This is a genomic window from Mesorhizobium sp. M7A.F.Ce.TU.012.03.2.1, from assembly GCF_004006095.1.
Classification (GTDB): Bacteria; Pseudomonadota; Alphaproteobacteria; order Rhizobiales; family Rhizobiaceae; genus Mesorhizobium.
In genome coordinates this window covers 5,815,761-5,830,560 of record NZ_CP034779.1, presented here as the reverse complement: position 1 = coordinate 5,830,560, position 14,800 = coordinate 5,815,761, and the positions used below count along the sequence as shown (strand labels likewise).

Here is a 14,800-nt window from a genome sequence, read left to right as displayed (position 1 = left end):
AAGGGGCAAAGAAATGTCTGAACTCGATCGCGATGCGCTGAAGCGCGAGATGATCTTCTGGCGGCGCGATCTGCATGCGCATCCCGAGTTCGGTTTCGAGGAGAAGCGTACCGCAGCCTTCGTCGCCGCTAAATTGCGTGAGTTCGGCCTCGATGATGTCACCGAAGGCGTCGGCGGCACCGGCGTCGTCGGCACGCTGACGCGCGGCAGCGGCAACCGGGCGATTGCGCTCAGGGCCGACATGGATGCACTGCGCATATCAGAGCAATCGGACGCATCCTACCGATCCGGCAATCCTGGCATCATGCATGCCTGCGGCCATGACGGCCACACCACCATGCTGCTCGGCGCGGCAAAGCTGCTGGCAGGTGAGGGCGGTTTCGACGGCACCGTGCGCTTCGTCTTCCAGCCGGCCGAGGAATGGGGCAGGGGGGCACTCGCCATGCTCGACGATGGGCTGATGCAGCGCTTTCCCTTCGATGAGATTTTTGGCCTGCACAACATGCCCGGCCTGCCGATCGGTCATTTCGAGACCCGTGCCGGCCCTATCATGTCGGCCGAGGATATCTTCGAGATCGTGCTTAAAGGGCTCGGCGGCCATGCCGCGCGGCCGCATGCGGGCAACGAGACGCTGGTCGCCGCCTGCGCACTGGTCACCAATCTGCAGACCATCGTCTCGCGCCGGCTGAGCCCGGCCGACATATCGGTGGTTTCGGTGACCGAGCTGATCACCGACGGCACCCGCAACGCTCTGCCCGGCCTTGCCCGCATCCTCGGCGATGCGCGCAGCTTCCGCCCCGAGGTCAGCGCCGAGATCGAGCGGCAGATGCGCATCATTACGCAGGGCACCGCTGCCGCCTACAATGTCGCGGCCGAGGTCAATTACAGCAGGGAGTTCGTGCCGCTGCGCAACGATGCCGAGCTGGTCGATGCCGCATTTGCCGCCGCAAGGCACGTCTTCGAACCCGGCAACATCGCCGTCGCCCGCGAGCCGATGACCGCCTCCGAGGATTTCGCCCGCTTCCTCGACCATGTGCCGGGCTGCTTCGTCTTCCTCGGCAATGGCGAGGGCTCGGCGCCGCTGCACAATTCCAGCTACGACTTCAACGATGACGGGCTGTTGTTCGGCACTAATTTCCATTTCGCGCTGGTCAGGCAACGACTGGGCGGCGAGGCGGGAAGATGAAGGAGATTGCCGGGATGCTGGCCAGGACAAGCTTGTGACGGACCGGCGACCGATAGGGCAGTGCGCCTCGGTACGCTTTTAACAAAGATAATCCCCCGATGACGCAGGGGAAAGACTCAGCTAGCCTTACCCGTGCGGCGGACCTAATTATCCGCTTGGCCGGCGCTTCACTCCTCCCAAGCGGCGCCGGCCTTCTTCTCCAAAGGTCCGTCCGGGACGCCACAACGGGTTGCGGCAGCACGCGAACCTCGCAAAAGCCAAGTTCCGCCTCCGGTTGCCTCGAGAATGCATCGGGGAGCGCTGGCGAAACCGCCCTCCATCTTCGACTGCGTGCGTGGACGATTGGCAAGGGAACCAAAGGCGGTTTCCCCGGTTGGTTCTGCTCCAAAGGAGTGTTGCACTATGTTCCGTCTGCTCGTCGCCGGCGCCTTCGCCTATGTCACTTATCGTATCGCCAGGAAGATGGTCGAAAACGTGCCCGATACGGTCGACCCGCTGCTGTTGCCGCCGTCGAAGCATGATCGCGAGACCTTGCGGCGGCAGTCGGCCGACATGGGTGTCGATCCGCAACGCTAAAGACACGGACGACGCGCTTCGGCCTGTCTGGCACGAGGCCAGCCCCGCATCGATATTGCGAACAAAGCAGAAACGATGCTTGATGGGCGATGAACCTCGCCACTGCTGATTCGACCTTTCGGGACCCGACCGTCCAGCCTGCCTATCTCGCCCGGCTCAACGATGCCCAGCGCCAGGCAGTCGAGCACGGCGACGGCCAGATAGCCGGTCCGCTGCTGGTCATTGCAGGCGCCGGTTCGGGCAAGACCAACACGCTGGCGCATCGCGTCGCTCATCTGGTCGTCAAGGGGGCAGACCCGCGCCGCATCCTGCTGATGACGTTTTCGCGCCGCGCCGCGTCCGAAATGGCCAGGCGCGTCGAGCGTATCGCCGGCGAAGTGCTCGGCCGCGATGCAGCTGTCATCACCGATGCGCTGACCTGGGCGGGAACCTTTCACGGCATCGGCGCGCGGCTGCTTCGCGACTATGCGCTGGAGATCGGCCTCGACCCTGCCTTCACCATCCATGACCGCGAGGACTCCGCCGACCTGATGAATCTGGTCCGCCACGAACTCGGCTTCTCGAAGACGGAAGCGCGTTTCCCCACCAAGGGCACCTGCCTTGCCATCTATTCGCGCGCCGTCAACGCACAGGCGCCGCTCAACGAGGTGTTGGGTTCCGCCTTTCCCTGGTGCGCCGGTTGGGCCGAGCAGCTGAAACAATTGTTCGCCGGTTATGTCGAGGCCAAGCAGGCGCAAAACGTGCTCGATTACGACGATCTGCTGCTCTACTGGGCGCAGATGGCGGCGGAGCCCGAGATAGCAGCGCATCTGGGCGGGCGTTTCGACCATGTGCTGGTCGACGAATACCAGGACACAAATCGCCTGCAGGCTTCGATCCTCATGGCACTGAAACCCGACGGCGCCGGGCTGACGGTGGTGGGCGACGATGCGCAGTCGATCTATTCGTTCCGCGCCGCCGAGGTGCGCAACATCCTCGACTTCCCCAACCAGTTCGCGCAAGCCGCCGACGTCGTGATGCTGGAGCGCAATTACCGCTCGACCGAAACCATCCTGGCGGCCGCCAATGCGGTGATCGGCGAAGCCTCGGAACGCTTCACCAAGAACCTGTGGTCGGAGCGCAAGTCCACCGACAGGCCAAAACTGGTGACCGTGCGCGACGAGGTCGAGCAGGCCAATTTCGTCTGCGACACCATCCTGGCCGAGCGCGAGGCCGGCACGGCACTGAAATCGCAGGCGGTGCTGTTTCGCGCCTCGCACCACAGCGGCCCGCTGGAGATCGAGCTGACGCGGCGCAACATTCCCTTCGTCAAGTTCGGCGGGCTGAAATTCCTCGATGCCGCCCATGTCAAGGATGTGCTGGCGGTGCTACGCTTTGCCGAAAACCCGCGCGACCGGGTCGCCGGCTTCCGCGTGCTGCAGCTGATGCCGGGCATCGGCCCTTCGGCTGCCGCGCAGATCGTCGAGACCATGACGACGGCGCTGGACGAGGCCATGGGGCTGGCCGGCTGGCGTCCGCCGCAACGCGCCGCGGATGACTGGCCGGGCTTCGTCTCGCTCTATTCCGGCCTGCGCGCCGGCGCCAAATGGCCTGCCGACCTCGAACAGATCAGGCTGTGGTATGAGCCGCATCTGGAGCGCATCCACGAGGATGCGACGACGCGGCGCGCCGATCTCTTGCAACTTGAGCAGATCGGTTCGGGCTATGCTTCGCGCGAACGCTTCCTGACAGAATTGACGCTCGATCCGCCAGACGCCACCAGTGACCAGGCCGGGCCGCCGCATCGCGACGAGGACTATCTGATCCTGTCGACCATCCATTCGGCCAAGGGCCAGGAATGGAAGAACGTCTTCGTGCTCAACACGGTCGACGGCTGTATCCCGGCCGATCTCGGCGTCGGCACCAAGGAAGACATCGAGGAGGAGCGCCGGCTGCTTTACGTGGCGATGACGCGGGCCAAGGACAATCTCAACCTGGTCATGCCGCAACGCTTCTTTCCGCACGGCCAGGCGGCGCGCGGCGACCGCCATCTCTATGCCTCGCGCACCCGCTTCATCCCGGCTTCGATCCTGGCTGCGTTCCAGCAGGTGTCGTGGCCGAGCGCACAGGCGGCACAGGGCAGGGCGGCCCGGCCGGAGGTGCGCGTCGACATCGGCGCGCGCATGCGCGGCATGTGGAAATAGCTGCGGGATAGCGCCCCATGTTGAAACCACCGGTCAGGGTCGCCATAGCGGGTGCGCTGGGCCGCATGGGCCGCGAGATGGCGTCCGCCGTGCACGGCGACGCGCGGCTGGCGCTCGCCGCCCGCTTCCACCGGCCGGGCAGTATCGGCGAAGGGCTGGTGAGCCGCGACGAGGCGCTTGCCGTGGCCGACCTGGTCATCGACTTCACCACGCCGGCTGCCTCGGCTGATCTGGCCAGCATTTGCGCCGAGCGCGGCGGGCCGTCCCTGGTCATCGGGTCGACGGGCTTCGATGCTGCTGAATTGGCTGCTATCGCCGACGCCGCGAAAACGATTGCCATCGTGCGCTCCGGCAGCTTTTCGCTCGGGCTCAACATGCTGGTCGGGCTGGTCGAGCAGGCGGCGCGGGCACTCGATCCCGATGACTGGGACGTGGAGATTGTCGAGGCACACCATCGCCACAAGGTCGATGCGCCATCGGGGACGGCGTTGATGCTGGGGCATGCCGTAGCCGGCGGACGCGGCATCGACCTGGACACGGTCGCAAGGCTTGCACGCGACGGCGTCATCGGCGCGCGGCCGACCGGCGAGATTGGCTTTGCGGTGCTGCGTGGCGGCAGCATCATCGGCGAACACAGCGTCAGCTTCTGCGCCGAGGGCGAGACCTTGACCTTGTCGCATGCAGCCGGCGACCGCGTCATGTTCGCACGCGGCGCCATCGCCGCCGCGCTCTGGCTCGAGGGACGCCCGCCAGGCGAATATGACATGCGCGACGTGCTGGGCATGACCGGCCTATAGCGGCCGGTTTGTCGTCCCGGTTGGACGTACGCACCCATATCTCGTCCACCTCCGCACCGAAAAAAGAACGCTGGAGGGGTCAGGTCTCTTCAAACCGAACCGTTCGGTTCGATTTCTGTTGACGGACTGTATAGCAGATGGTGAACGCTGGCCTGGTTGTCGGCCTCGCATAGTGGGAGAAGAATCTCACTAAAGATTTGCTTTCGAACAATAAAATTATGACCGCCGGGGGCCTGTGCCAAATTTCAAGGCCCGGATTCAAGCTGCGGAGGAACATCTTCGTGATTGGAATCCGCGGCAGGGCAAACCCATCTCGGGGTGGTCCGAGCGACGCGAAATTCCTCCCAAGGGCACGCCACCAGACGGACAGAACAAAGAAATACTGGAGTAACTAAAATGACCAAGATCGCTCTTACCGCCGCCGCCATCCTCGTTGCCACGGGGACTGCTTTTGCCGGCAGCGACAACTATGGCTCTTACAATGCCAACCAGCCGGTTGCGAACCAGTCTGTGTCCAACATCGACACCACGCACACCGGCTCGATCCCGAAGTCCGTAAAGACGCAGGGTGATGCCAATGCCAAGGTGCCGGCTCAGTCGGGCCAGGGCATCTGGGGTCGCTGATTTTCTGAAGTCTGCGACCACAAAGAGCGGTGGGCTTTGCCCGCCGCTCTTGTTTTTTATGGAACCAGCAACAATCGGGGCATCGTTTGAGCAGCCGATTTTGCGCAGTTGGCATGAACCGTTGGTTCGAAGTCTGCCGGGTGGCAGCTTGCCCGCGGCGCCTGAATTCTAGCCCAAATCCTTCGGGTCCACACAATGCGTCAGCGGGGCGCTCGACAGGCCGGACCAGTCACCTTCGAAAGCGAAGCGTGCCAGGGCTGCCGTCGGGAATTTTTCTTCAAGTCTCGCGAGCGCCTTGGCGTCTGACCCCGGCCCGGCAAGCTGTCTGGCCAAATGTTCCAGGCCCGGATTGTGGCCAATTACCAGCAAGCTGCCGCTTGAAGCGTCGGATTGACCAATCTGGCTCAGAATGTCCGCCGCTGAAGCATCGTACAGCGCCTTGATGAATGCGATCCGGGGCTGGACGGGCAGCTCCGCCGCCACCAGCCGCCAGGTCTCACGGGTGCGCAGCGCCGCCGACACCAGCGCCAGGTCCGGCAGCCAGCCACGCGCCGCAAGCTCGCGCCCGATCGAGCGCGCCGCCTTCACTCCGCGTTCGGCCAAAGGCCGATCGAAATCATCAAGGCCAGGGTCGTCCCAGTTGGATTTGGCGTGACGAAGCAGGAGAAGCTGTTTCATCGTCACGCTCTCGCCTCACGGCGTGATGCGCGCCAGATGCTCGAGGTCGGTTTCCTCGCGCAGCGGGTCGGGGGCCATCACCACCGAAGTGCCGTTGTCGGCATCGTCGGCGAAGTGGGCAAGCACGGTGCGGCCGGCCTCCATGCGCGCCTTGCCTTCGGCGACCAGTCCCAATGCAAGCGGATAGAGCCGGTGCTCGGCCTTCAGCACGCGGGCTGCCAAAGTATCGGCGGTGTCGCCGACCATCACCGGCACGGCCGCCTGTGCGATGATGGGGCCGTCATCCATCTCGGAGGTGACGAAGTGCACGGTGCAGCCATGGATGCGGATGCCGGCGGCCAGTGCGCGCACATGGGTGTCGAGCCCCTTGAACGCCGGCAGCAGGGCAGGGTGGATGTTGATCATGCGGCCCTGCCATCTCTGGACGAAGCCGGGGGTGAGGATGCGCATATAGCCGGCCAGCGCCACGATCTCGGCGTTGAAGGCCGCGAGCGCCGCGTCTATTGCCGCGTCATGCGCCTGCTTGCTGCCATGGTCGGCACGCGAGACGATCTGCGTGGCGATGCCGCGCGCTCTGGCGATGCCGAGCCCGGCGGCGTCCGCCTTGTCGGAAATGACACCGACGATCTCGGCCGGGAACGCCGGGTCGCTGGCCGCGGCAATCAGCGCGGTCATGTTGGAGCCGCGCCCCGAGATCAGGACGACGGTGCGTTTCCTCTGCGCGTTCATAGGCCGATCGAGCCCCGATAGATGACGCCGGCGTCGCGGCGCGGCACGATGCGGCCGATCGGCGTCACCGTCTCGCCGGCCTCCTGCAGCACGGCGGCGACCTGTGCTGCCTGGCCGGACGCGACCGCCAAGATCATGCCGATGCCGCAATTGAAGGTGCGCATCATCTCTTCCGGCGCCACTCCGCCGGTCTTGGCCAGCCACGAAAACACGGCAGGAACGTCGATCGCTTCGAGGTCGAGTTCGGCCGAAAAATCCTTGGGCAGCACGCGCGGGATGTTTTCCGGGAAGCCGCCGCCGGTGATGTGGGCGAGCGCCTTGATACCATGCGTGTTGCGGATCGCCTTGAGAATCGACTTGACGTAGATGCGGGTCGGCTCGAGCAGCGCCTCGGCCAGAGTGGCCTCGTCGTTGAACGGTGCCGGATCGCTCCACGACAGACCGCTGACGGCGACGATGCGGCGCACCAGCGAATATCCGTTCGAGTGCAAGCCAGAGGAAGCCAGGCCCAGCAGCACGTCGCCTTCGACAATATCGTCGGTGGGCAGCAATTGGCCGCGTTCGGCGGCGCCCACCGCAAAGCCGGCGAGGTCGTAGTCATTGCCATGATACATGCCGGGCATCTCGGCCGTCTCGCCGCCGATCAGCGCGCAGCCGGCCTGGCGGCAGCCCTCGGCAATGCCGCCGACGATCGCGGCACCCTGGTCGGGATCGAGCTTGCCGGTGGCGAAATAGTCGAGGAAGAACAGCGGTTCGGCACCTTGCACGACGATGTCGTTGACGCACATGGCGACGAGGTCGATGCCAATCGTGTCGTGCTTGCCGGCATCGATGGCGATCTTGAGCTTGGTGCCGACGCCGTCATTGGCCGCCACCAGCACCGGGTCGGTAAAGCCCGCGGCCTTGAGGTCGAACAGGCCTCCGAAACCGCCGATCTCGCCGTCGGCGCCCGGCCGGCGCGTCGCACGCACCAGCGGCTTGATCTTCTCGACCATGAGATTGCCCGCGTCGATATCGACACCGGCCTCGGCATAGGTGAGCCCGTTCTTGCGCTTGTTCACGTCGCGCTTGCTCATTTCGGGTGCCCGTTCAACAATTTTCCTTGTCGCGGGCTCTTCGCATGAACGGTTTCTGTCCGCAAGGATAACGGCCATTTCGGCCCATAAAACCGTGGACAGGGCGCGCATATAGGCGCTCGTGATTGGCGAAAGCCAAGCTGAAAGCCGCTCTCCCGTGCGGGAGATCGGCAGCTTCTCTCTTGTTGCCACCCGCTATCTTCATCATCTATCTCCGACCAAGAGGAGGTGCCAAGCATTTGACCATCCCAAACCTGATCACCATCCTGCGCCTTATCCTGGTGCCGGCGGTGGTGCTGGCGATGCTGCAGGCGCGCTGGGACTGGGCTTTTGCCGGGTTCCTCGTCGCCGGCATTTCCGACGGCGTCGACGGGTTCATCGCCCGCCGTTTCAACCAGCAGTCCACGCTCGGCGCGTATCTCGACCCGGTGGCCGACAAGCTGCTGCTGGTTTCGGTGTTCGTGGTCATGAGCTTCATCGGGCAATTGCCGCTGTGGCTTGTCGTCATCATGGTGTCGCGCGACGCGTTGATCGTCTGCGCGGTGGTGTTGTCCGCCGTCATGACCCATCCGGTCGAGATGAAACCGTTGTTCGTGTCGAAGGCCAACACCGCGATCCAGATCGTGCTGGCCGCGCTTGTGCTGGGAGAACTTGCCCTTGCCGTTCACCTCGACCCGCTGAGGTCAGCCCTCATATTGCTGTCCGGGGTCTTGACCGTGGCTTCGGCCGCAGCCTATCTCGTGACTTGGCTGAGGCACATGAGCGGCTATGGCGAAGGCTCCACTCCGGACATCTGAGACAGAAGCGGCAGCGATCGAGGCCGCGGCCGCCGACATCGCCGCGTCCGCGACCTTTCGCCGGCAGATCTTCTTCTGGCTGGCCGGTGCCGCGCTGCTGGCGCTTTTCCTCTATGTTTTCAGCGCCATCCTGCTGCCCTTCGTCGCCGGCATGGTGCTGGCCTATTTCCTCGATCCCGTTGCCGACCGGCTGCAGCGGCTCGGCCTGTCCCGTTTCATGGCGACGGTGGTCATCCTCATCACCTTCCTCATCGTGCTGGTGCTGGCCTTTGTCATCCTCATTCCGGTTCTGGCCACGCAGATGGCCGATTTCGCCGGCAAATTGCCGGAATATCTGACCCGGCTGCAAAGCCTGATCACCTGGTTCGATCCGAAATGGCTGGAACAGAAGTTCGGCGTCAACGCCAACAGCTTGCGCGACGGGCTGAATTCGCTGCTGACCTCGGGCTTCGGCCTGGTCACCACCGTCTTCACCTCGCTGTGGAGCTCCGGCATGGCGCTGGTCTCGGTGGTCAGCCTGTTCGTGGTGACGCCGGTGGTCGCCTTCTACATGCTGCTCGACTGGGACCGTATGGTGGCGGTCATCGACGGTTGGGTGCCGCGCGACAACGTCCCGACCGTGCGCGCCATCGCACGTGACATCAACACCGCAACAGCCGGCTTCGTGCGCGGCCAGGGCACGCTGTGCCTGGTGCTGGGCGCCATGTATGCCACCGGGCTGACGCTGACCGGACTGAATTTCGGCATCCTCATCGGCCTGTTCGCCGGGCTGATTTCCTTCATCCCCTATGTCGGCTCGCTGACCGGGCTGGTGCTGGCTGTCGGCGTCGCCTTCGTCCAGTTCTGGCCGGACTGGACGATGATCGTCGCGGTCGCGGTCGTGTTCTTCATCGGCCAGTTCATCGAGGGCAACATCCTGCAGCCGCGGCTGGTCGGCAAGAGCGTCGGCCTGCACCCGGTATGGCTGATGTTTTCGCTTTTTGCCTTCGGTGCGCTGTTCGGCTTCGTCGGCTTGTTGATCGCGGTGCCGGCTTCGGCTGCTGTAGCCGTGCTGGTGCGGTTCGCCATAGCCCGCTATCTCGAATCGCCGCTCTACAAGGGCCGCGGCGCGGCACCTGTGCCGCAGCTCCCGGCCGATCGCGGCGGCGGCCACCGCACGCAACCGCGTAGCTGAAGTGACCGCCCAGCCAACCGACCCGCCACGCCAGTTGCCGCTCGATCTCGGCCATGGCACCGGCTATTCGCGCGACGAACTCGTCGTCTCCGGCACCAACAACCAGGCGGTGGCGCTGGTCGACCGCTGGCCGGACTGGCCATCGCCGGTGGTGGTGCTGGCCGGTCCCGCGGGTTCGGGCAAGACGCATCTGGCCTCGATCTGGCGCGCGCGTGCCAATGCGGTGGCGGTCGACGCCAGGCGCATCGGCGACAGCATTGCCAATCTCGGCGCGCGGCCGGCACTGATCGACGATGTCGATACCGGCGCGGTCGATGAACAGGGCCTGTTCCATCTGATCAATACGGTGCGTGGTGCGGGGTCGACGCTGCTCCTGACGGCGCGCCGCTTCCCGTCCGCCTGGCGCGTCACGCTGCCTGATCTCGCCTCACGGCTGAAAGCGGCGGCGACAGTGGAAATTCATGAGCCCGACGATCTCCTGCTCGCCGGGGTCATCACGAAACTCTTCGCCGACCGTCAGATCGAGGTCGAACCGCATGTCGTGCAGTATCTGGTCCGCCGCATCGAGCGCTCGCTAGCGACAGCGATGCGCGTGGTGGAGCGGCTCGACCGGACCGCGCTCGAACGCAAGACGCCGATCACCAGGGCGCTGGCAGCCGAAACCGTCAACGCCATGGATGAAGGGCAGGGCGAATTCGAGATTTAGCTGAGAGGTCAGTCTCAGAGCCACATTACGGCGAAATGACGGACCGCGAGGTAGACGGCAGAGTGAGCGGCGATATAGCCGGCGGCGACCAGCACAAACATTCCGATACTGATACGCCAGGAGCGGGAAACGACGGCGCCTGGGGCCTGCCTCGCCTGTCTGCGGCTTTCACGGTTGTTCCACATCGCCAGCGCGGCGCAGGCAATTGCCCACGTCACCATGAACGGAACGGTGATGCCGGCATAGGCAAAGTAGGCCGGTCCGAAAAGCGACACCCAGGCATCCATTCCAAGCATCTGAACCCCCTGTTGCCGAACCGGTCACGGATGCACGACCGGAGCCGGAGCAAGTGACCATATGGCTGCGCCGGGCATTGGGCTATGAGGGGATGGTCGGAGTGGAGAGATTCGAACTCCCGACCCTCTGGTCCCAAACCAGATGCGCTACCAGGCTGCGCTACACTCCGAACGGTCTGTTGCCTATTCATTTCGGTGGTGCATGGCAAGTGCAAAAACCTGCGAGAGCAAAAACCTTGCCGCCGTGCGCATTGCGCAGTAATGACGGGCGAAGGGTGGCGATGCTGCCTTGCACAAGAACGAGGTGGCCATGTCCGCGCGCATTTTCAGCCCAGCCAAAACCGCGATGCAGTCCGGCAAGGCCAAGACCGGCCACTGGGTGCTGGAATTCGATCCCGAGACGCGCAAGAAGATCGACCCGCTGATGGGCTATACGACGTCGGCAGACATGAGAAGCCAGATCAGGCTTAGCTTCGACACGCGGGAAGAGGCGGTAGCCTACGCCGAAAAGCAAGGGCTCGCTTTCCGCGTCGAAGAGCCGAAAGAGACCAAGCGCCGCCAGATTTCCTATGCGGAGAATTTCCGCTATGACCGCAGGACGCCCTGGACGCATTGAACGGCGGTCAGTGCCAAAAATATCCAGCCGGCCCAAAGGCCGGCCAGCGGTCCCGTAGCTCAGCTGGATAGAGCACCGGCCTTCTAAGCCGATGGTCACAGGTTCGAATCCTGTCGGGATCGCCAGTATCTCCTTGTTTTTGCTGCTATAGTTCATACAACCGACTGCCAGCGGCAAAGGCACCATCCATCGTGTCAGCACGGTGTCAGCAGAAAATTTGAAACCCGCTGCCGAGAGGTAGCGGGCGTCCAGCTAGAACGGATTGGGTGCCAGTGGTAAAGTCGCGGCATCGTGGGGAGGACACGTCAATGCGCGGGGAGGAGCGACGGCAACTTGTTCGGGATTTTCTGGCTAGGCATAAGCTCGGGGCTATCAGCACCGTGCATCCGGACGGGTCTCCAGAGGCAGCCGTCATACAGGTGACGTTGGGCGACGACCTCAACATCGTGTTCGACAGCTTTCCCGGCAGTCGGAAGCTGGAAAATATTAAACGAGACAGTCGGATCGCCATGGTGATCGGCTGGGACGAAAACGTGACGGTTCAAATTGAAGGCCTGGCCCGACCTGCCAAGGCTAACGAATTGCAGCGATTGAGAGATGCTCACGTTGCCAACTGTCCGCTTGAAGCGGAGTTTCTAAAGCAAGGGGCACAACTCTTTACGATTTCGCCCCAATGGATTCGCTATTCCGATTTCAGAGGCGAGCCGATAGTTTTTGAGCTGTCCGGCGACTCGCTTGCGAAATAGGAGGGAGCCCGCCACCTCTCGGCAGCGGGCCGTCGGGATCGCCAAAGCCTTTCGGGTCCGTTCCGGACACATAGGTTACGGTTATACCGGAGACATGGGCTTTCAGAGAGCGGGATCGGGCCTCGTGCGCTCAAACCGCCGCCGCCAGAAGCAGCGTTACCCCCAGGACCGTCGACGCATAGATCGTCGCTAGAAGCACGATGGGCCGAGGATACTCGGCGGGTGTCGCGAGGCCGGCAAAGTCGGGATTTCGGGTTTCGGTGCCGGGCCACGGGACGTCGTCGTCGGCCGCGGCGTTGTCATTGCAAGCGCGCACAGGAAGACGCCGGGCTATATCGGCGACGATCAGAGGATCGTCCGCCACCAATTTCGACCAGTCCGAAACAATGCCGATTTCACGTTTGAACATCGCTCGCCTCCCGTTTGCGCTCTAACAGCGATATCTAAATTATGTTCCACCGATAGTTTGACGAGGCGGACCGCTCTTGGTCACTGCGGCCTTCTGATTGATGAAAACCACGCCCGCTGCCTCCAACCCTTGCCGGATGGCAGCCAGCTTGGCCGAACTCGGAATCCTTCGTCCGCTCTCGAAACTGCCAATCGTTCCTTCGCTGAGGCCGCACTTCGCGGCGAGCCGCACCTGCGACCATTTCAGCATCGCTCGTGCGGCTCTGCACTGCTGGGATGTAAGGGGCTGGATCCCTGAAACGGTGGAGCTTCGCTTGTTCACATCCTCAGATCCCTTCGCTTCGGCGGGACATGGCTCTGCACCAGGCGCACCTTGTCCCTATCCACTGTGACCATTGTCCCGAGCGATACCGTGACCTTGTCGCCGTCGATCCGCGTAACGCCGCCGGATAATTCCATCTGCTGGCCCTTGGTCAGCCTGGTCGCCGGATCAATGACCGAATGCGGAAAATTGTAACCGGGGATCGACACGCTGACGCGGTCTTCCGTGACGCGCTTCAGCACCGTCGCCATGACCGCCACTTCGTCGCCGACCTTTATTGCCATGCCACTGATTCTGGGGCGTCATCTGCCGGCGTCAAGGATTAGCTAGGGCTGATATAGCAAAATCGCGGAATCAGCTTTCTTCATGCAGGCGCCCCGACAGCGGCAAATACCGCAAGCCGTCCAACCCTGTTCGGTGATGAGGCGTTGGCGTGGCTCGGGCAGCCGCCCCGCGCCAGCGTATTATTTCGTGACTCCGCCTTTTCGGAACCTTCCTGCGCACGGCGCGTTCGGCCCGCTGTATTCGAGGACCCTCATATAAAAGTGGACAGGCGGGAGGCAAACAAGGGTGGGGAGGAGTGTTGCCATGTCGAAGCGAGAAATAGGCATATCTTCGGCTCTGGATCGGCGTATCGCCGATCTCAAGGCCAAGATGCAGGACGCCCGGATCACGGAATACGAAATGAAGACCTTTCAAAAAGTGGCTTCAGCCATGGGAGGCGACGGAGGCTCCCTGCGCCTCGATGCCGACGACCTGATCGCGGCATCCTTTGTCGTCGATGCGCTGAGTGAGCCAACGCTCAATTGACGACGGGCGGTTTGGTTCGCGCGCCGTTTTGCCCTTGCCCGGCCGGCAATTGGCCCACGCCTTCAAGCTCTGAAACAGAATGGCTGCTTTCCAGCGGCCGTCTTGGGGCACGTTTGCGCAAGCCTCTGTCGCAAGTCACCGACAGGGGCTGGCTGGTGGATTTGATTCCGCCGCCCGACATCGAAATTGGAGGGAAAGTCTTATCAATTTGTTTGGGTTGGTGCGTCATAGTAGCGACGGCTAACGGAGTTGAACGCGATGAAGCTCGATCTGTCGCCGACGAGCTGGGGCAGGGTGATCGCTGTCACGGTAGTCGGTACGGCATTCTTCATTGCCGTGGCGTTCTTCGTCGATTCCTTCAATTTCCCCTATCTTTCGCCCGAGGCCGTGTGGCGGGCGAAGATGACCGACTTTTTGCTGCCCCTGGTGCTGGGCGGCTCGTTTCTGTTTTTCCTGATGTGGAAGATTCGCCAACTGGCCATCGCGCAGCGCGATCTCAGCGTCATCGCCGCGACAGACAGCCTGACGGCGGTGCTGAACCGTGGCGCCTTCTCTATGCTGGTCGAAGCCTATCTCGAGCAGACCCGAAAGCAGGAGCAGACCCGTTCGGGGGCGCTGCTGATCATCGACGCCGACCACTTCAAGTCGATCAATGACCGCCTGGGTCACGATTGCGGCGACCAGGCGCTCAAACTGATAGCGCAGGCGATCAAAGGGCAACTGCGTGGCGGCGATATCGTCGGCCGCATCGGAGGCGAAGAATTCGGCGTGTTTCTGCCCGGCGTGGACCCCTCGCAATCCTGGGTGGTCGCCGAAAGCATCCGCCGGCGTATCAGGGAGATGGAATTCTCACCCGGCGGCAGGCCTTGTCCGCTTTCCGTCAGCATCGGCGGCACAAGCTTTACCGGCCCGATCACCTATGAGGAAATCTTCTCCGCTGCCGACAAAAGGCTTTACACGGCCAAGTCGAACGGACGCGATCAAGTCAGCTTCGATCCGGCCGGAACGTCTCCGGCGCCTCCGCCCGGGGTTGCCACCGTGCATTGACGGTGGAAACTTGCAGCCGGCTGATCGGG

Annotated in this window: 19 protein-coding genes and 2 tRNA genes; 13 read left to right on the top strand and 8 right to left on the bottom strand. The window is 63.2% G+C overall.

Annotated features, from left to right (window positions below):
- Positions 1-13: 13 nt before the first annotated feature.
- The 5 genes from EJ079_RS29020 (at position 14) to EJ079_RS29000 (ending at position 5,366) form a co-directional block, all read left to right on the top strand.
- Complete coding sequence (locus EJ079_RS29020) at positions 14-1,186, top strand: M20 aminoacylase family protein (RefSeq protein ID WP_127810831.1); 1,173 nt, start codon at positions 14-16, stop codon at positions 1,184-1,186.
- Between the two features lie 402 nt (positions 1,187-1,588).
- Positions 1,589-1,762, top strand: a complete 174-nt coding sequence (locus EJ079_RS29015; RefSeq protein ID WP_081738796.1) for a hypothetical protein — start codon at positions 1,589-1,591, stop codon at positions 1,760-1,762.
- Positions 1,763-1,851: 89 nt separating this feature from the next.
- Positions 1,852-3,945 (top strand): ATP-dependent helicase, encoded by a 2,094-nt coding sequence (locus EJ079_RS29010; RefSeq protein ID WP_127269823.1) that lies wholly within the window; start codon positions 1,852-1,854, stop codon positions 3,943-3,945.
- Positions 3,946-3,962: 17 nt separating this feature from the next.
- Positions 3,963-4,742 carry a 4-hydroxy-tetrahydrodipicolinate reductase gene (gene dapB / locus EJ079_RS29005; protein WP_127810830.1) on the top strand — a complete coding sequence of 260 codons (780 nt, stop codon included), beginning with the start codon at positions 3,963-3,965 and terminating at the stop codon, positions 4,740-4,742.
- Positions 4,743-5,138: 396 nt separating this feature from the next.
- Positions 5,139-5,366, top strand: coding sequence for a DUF680 domain-containing protein (locus EJ079_RS29000; protein ID WP_127270735.1), 228 nt, complete (start codon positions 5,139-5,141; stop codon positions 5,364-5,366).
- A 168-nt stretch (positions 5,367-5,534) separates the two neighbouring features.
- Here the strand turns inward: EJ079_RS29000 and EJ079_RS28995 are convergent, their stop codons facing one another.
- From EJ079_RS28995 to purM, 3 genes are read right to left on the bottom strand one after another with little or no spacing between them, the layout of a single operon-like run.
- Positions 5,535-6,044 carry a histidine phosphatase family protein gene (locus EJ079_RS28995; protein WP_127810829.1) on the bottom strand — a complete coding sequence of 170 codons (510 nt, stop codon included), beginning with the start codon at positions 6,042-6,044 and terminating at the stop codon, positions 5,535-5,537.
- A gap of 15 nt (positions 6,045-6,059) precedes the next feature.
- Positions 6,060-6,773, bottom strand: coding sequence for a phosphoribosylglycinamide formyltransferase (gene purN / locus EJ079_RS28990; protein ID WP_127270790.1), 714 nt, complete (start codon positions 6,771-6,773; stop codon positions 6,060-6,062).
- Entirely contained in the window at positions 6,770-7,849 is a 1,080-nt protein-coding gene (gene purM, locus EJ079_RS28985) for a phosphoribosylformylglycinamidine cyclo-ligase (RefSeq protein WP_027037916.1), read from the bottom strand. The genes purN and purM overlap by 4 nt, the downstream gene beginning before the upstream one ends.
- Before the next feature lie 239 nt (positions 7,850-8,088).
- Here purM and EJ079_RS28980 point away from each other — a divergent pair, with 239 nt between their 5' ends.
- Genes EJ079_RS28980 through hdaA form a run of 3 tightly spaced genes read left to right on the top strand, consistent with a single transcriptional unit; the run spans position 8,089 to position 10,526 of the window.
- Positions 8,089-8,646, top strand: coding sequence for a CDP-alcohol phosphatidyltransferase family protein (locus EJ079_RS28980; protein WP_127398435.1), 558 nt, complete (start codon positions 8,089-8,091; stop codon positions 8,644-8,646).
- Positions 8,618-9,820: an AI-2E family transporter gene (locus tag EJ079_RS28975; RefSeq protein ID WP_127810828.1), complete on the top strand. Its 1,203-nt coding sequence runs from the start codon at positions 8,618-8,620 to the stop codon at positions 9,818-9,820. The genes EJ079_RS28980 and EJ079_RS28975 overlap by 29 nt, the downstream gene beginning before the upstream one ends.
- A gap of 1 nt (position 9,821) precedes the next feature.
- Complete coding sequence (gene hdaA / locus EJ079_RS28970) at positions 9,822-10,526, top strand: DnaA regulatory inactivator HdaA (RefSeq protein WP_127810827.1); 705 nt, start codon at positions 9,822-9,824, stop codon at positions 10,524-10,526.
- A gap of 14 nt (positions 10,527-10,540) precedes the next feature.
- Here the strand turns inward: hdaA and EJ079_RS28965 are convergent, their stop codons facing one another.
- Both EJ079_RS28965 and EJ079_RS28960 read right to left on the bottom strand, forming a co-directional pair.
- On the bottom strand, positions 10,541-10,822 hold the full coding sequence (locus EJ079_RS28965; RefSeq protein ID WP_127810826.1) for a hypothetical protein: 282 nt from the start codon (positions 10,820-10,822) through the stop codon (positions 10,541-10,543).
- A gap of 93 nt (positions 10,823-10,915) precedes the next feature.
- Positions 10,916-10,992, bottom strand: a tRNA-Pro gene (locus tag EJ079_RS28960).
- Between the two features lie 140 nt (positions 10,993-11,132).
- On the opposite strand from EJ079_RS28960, the gene EJ079_RS28955 reads away from it, so the two are divergent.
- The 3 genes from EJ079_RS28955 to EJ079_RS28945 all read left to right on the top strand — a co-directional run bounded on the left by EJ079_RS28955 (position 11,133) and on the right by EJ079_RS28945 (position 12,184).
- Complete coding sequence (locus EJ079_RS28955) at positions 11,133-11,438, top strand: ETC complex I subunit (RefSeq protein WP_023812590.1); 306 nt, start codon at positions 11,133-11,135, stop codon at positions 11,436-11,438.
- Between the two features lie 48 nt (positions 11,439-11,486).
- Positions 11,487-11,563, top strand: a tRNA-Arg gene (locus tag EJ079_RS28950).
- A gap of 183 nt (positions 11,564-11,746) precedes the next feature.
- Entirely contained in the window at positions 11,747-12,184 is a 438-nt protein-coding gene (locus EJ079_RS28945) for a pyridoxamine 5'-phosphate oxidase family protein (protein WP_127810825.1), read from the top strand.
- A 130-nt stretch (positions 12,185-12,314) separates the two neighbouring features.
- Here EJ079_RS28945 and EJ079_RS28940 read toward each other — a convergent pair whose 3' ends face one another.
- Genes EJ079_RS28940 through EJ079_RS28930 form a run of 3 tightly spaced genes read right to left on the bottom strand, consistent with a single transcriptional unit; the run spans position 12,315 to position 13,198 of the window.
- Positions 12,315-12,593: a hypothetical protein gene (locus tag EJ079_RS28940; protein ID WP_127810824.1), complete on the bottom strand. Its 279-nt coding sequence runs from the start codon at positions 12,591-12,593 to the stop codon at positions 12,315-12,317.
- Positions 12,594-12,632: 39 nt separating this feature from the next.
- The gene (locus EJ079_RS28935) at positions 12,633-12,914 is read right to left on the bottom strand and encodes a helix-turn-helix transcriptional regulator (protein ID WP_127810823.1); all 282 of its coding nucleotides are present in this window, start codon (positions 12,912-12,914) and stop codon (positions 12,633-12,635) included.
- Positions 12,911-13,198 carry a hypothetical protein gene (locus tag EJ079_RS28930; RefSeq protein ID WP_164762759.1) on the bottom strand — a complete coding sequence of 96 codons (288 nt, stop codon included), beginning with the start codon at positions 13,196-13,198 and terminating at the stop codon, positions 12,911-12,913. The genes EJ079_RS28935 and EJ079_RS28930 overlap by 4 nt, the downstream gene beginning before the upstream one ends.
- 304 nt (positions 13,199-13,502) lie before the next feature.
- Between EJ079_RS28930 and EJ079_RS28925 the strand changes: the two genes are divergently transcribed.
- Both EJ079_RS28925 and EJ079_RS28920 read left to right on the top strand, forming a co-directional pair.
- Positions 13,503-13,724, top strand: coding sequence for a hypothetical protein (locus tag EJ079_RS28925; RefSeq protein WP_127319259.1), 222 nt, complete (start codon positions 13,503-13,505; stop codon positions 13,722-13,724).
- Between the two features lie 258 nt (positions 13,725-13,982).
- Positions 13,983-14,771 (top strand): GGDEF domain-containing protein, encoded by a 789-nt coding sequence (locus EJ079_RS28920; protein WP_127810822.1) that lies wholly within the window; start codon positions 13,983-13,985, stop codon positions 14,769-14,771.
- Positions 14,772-14,800: the final 29 nt, after the last annotated feature.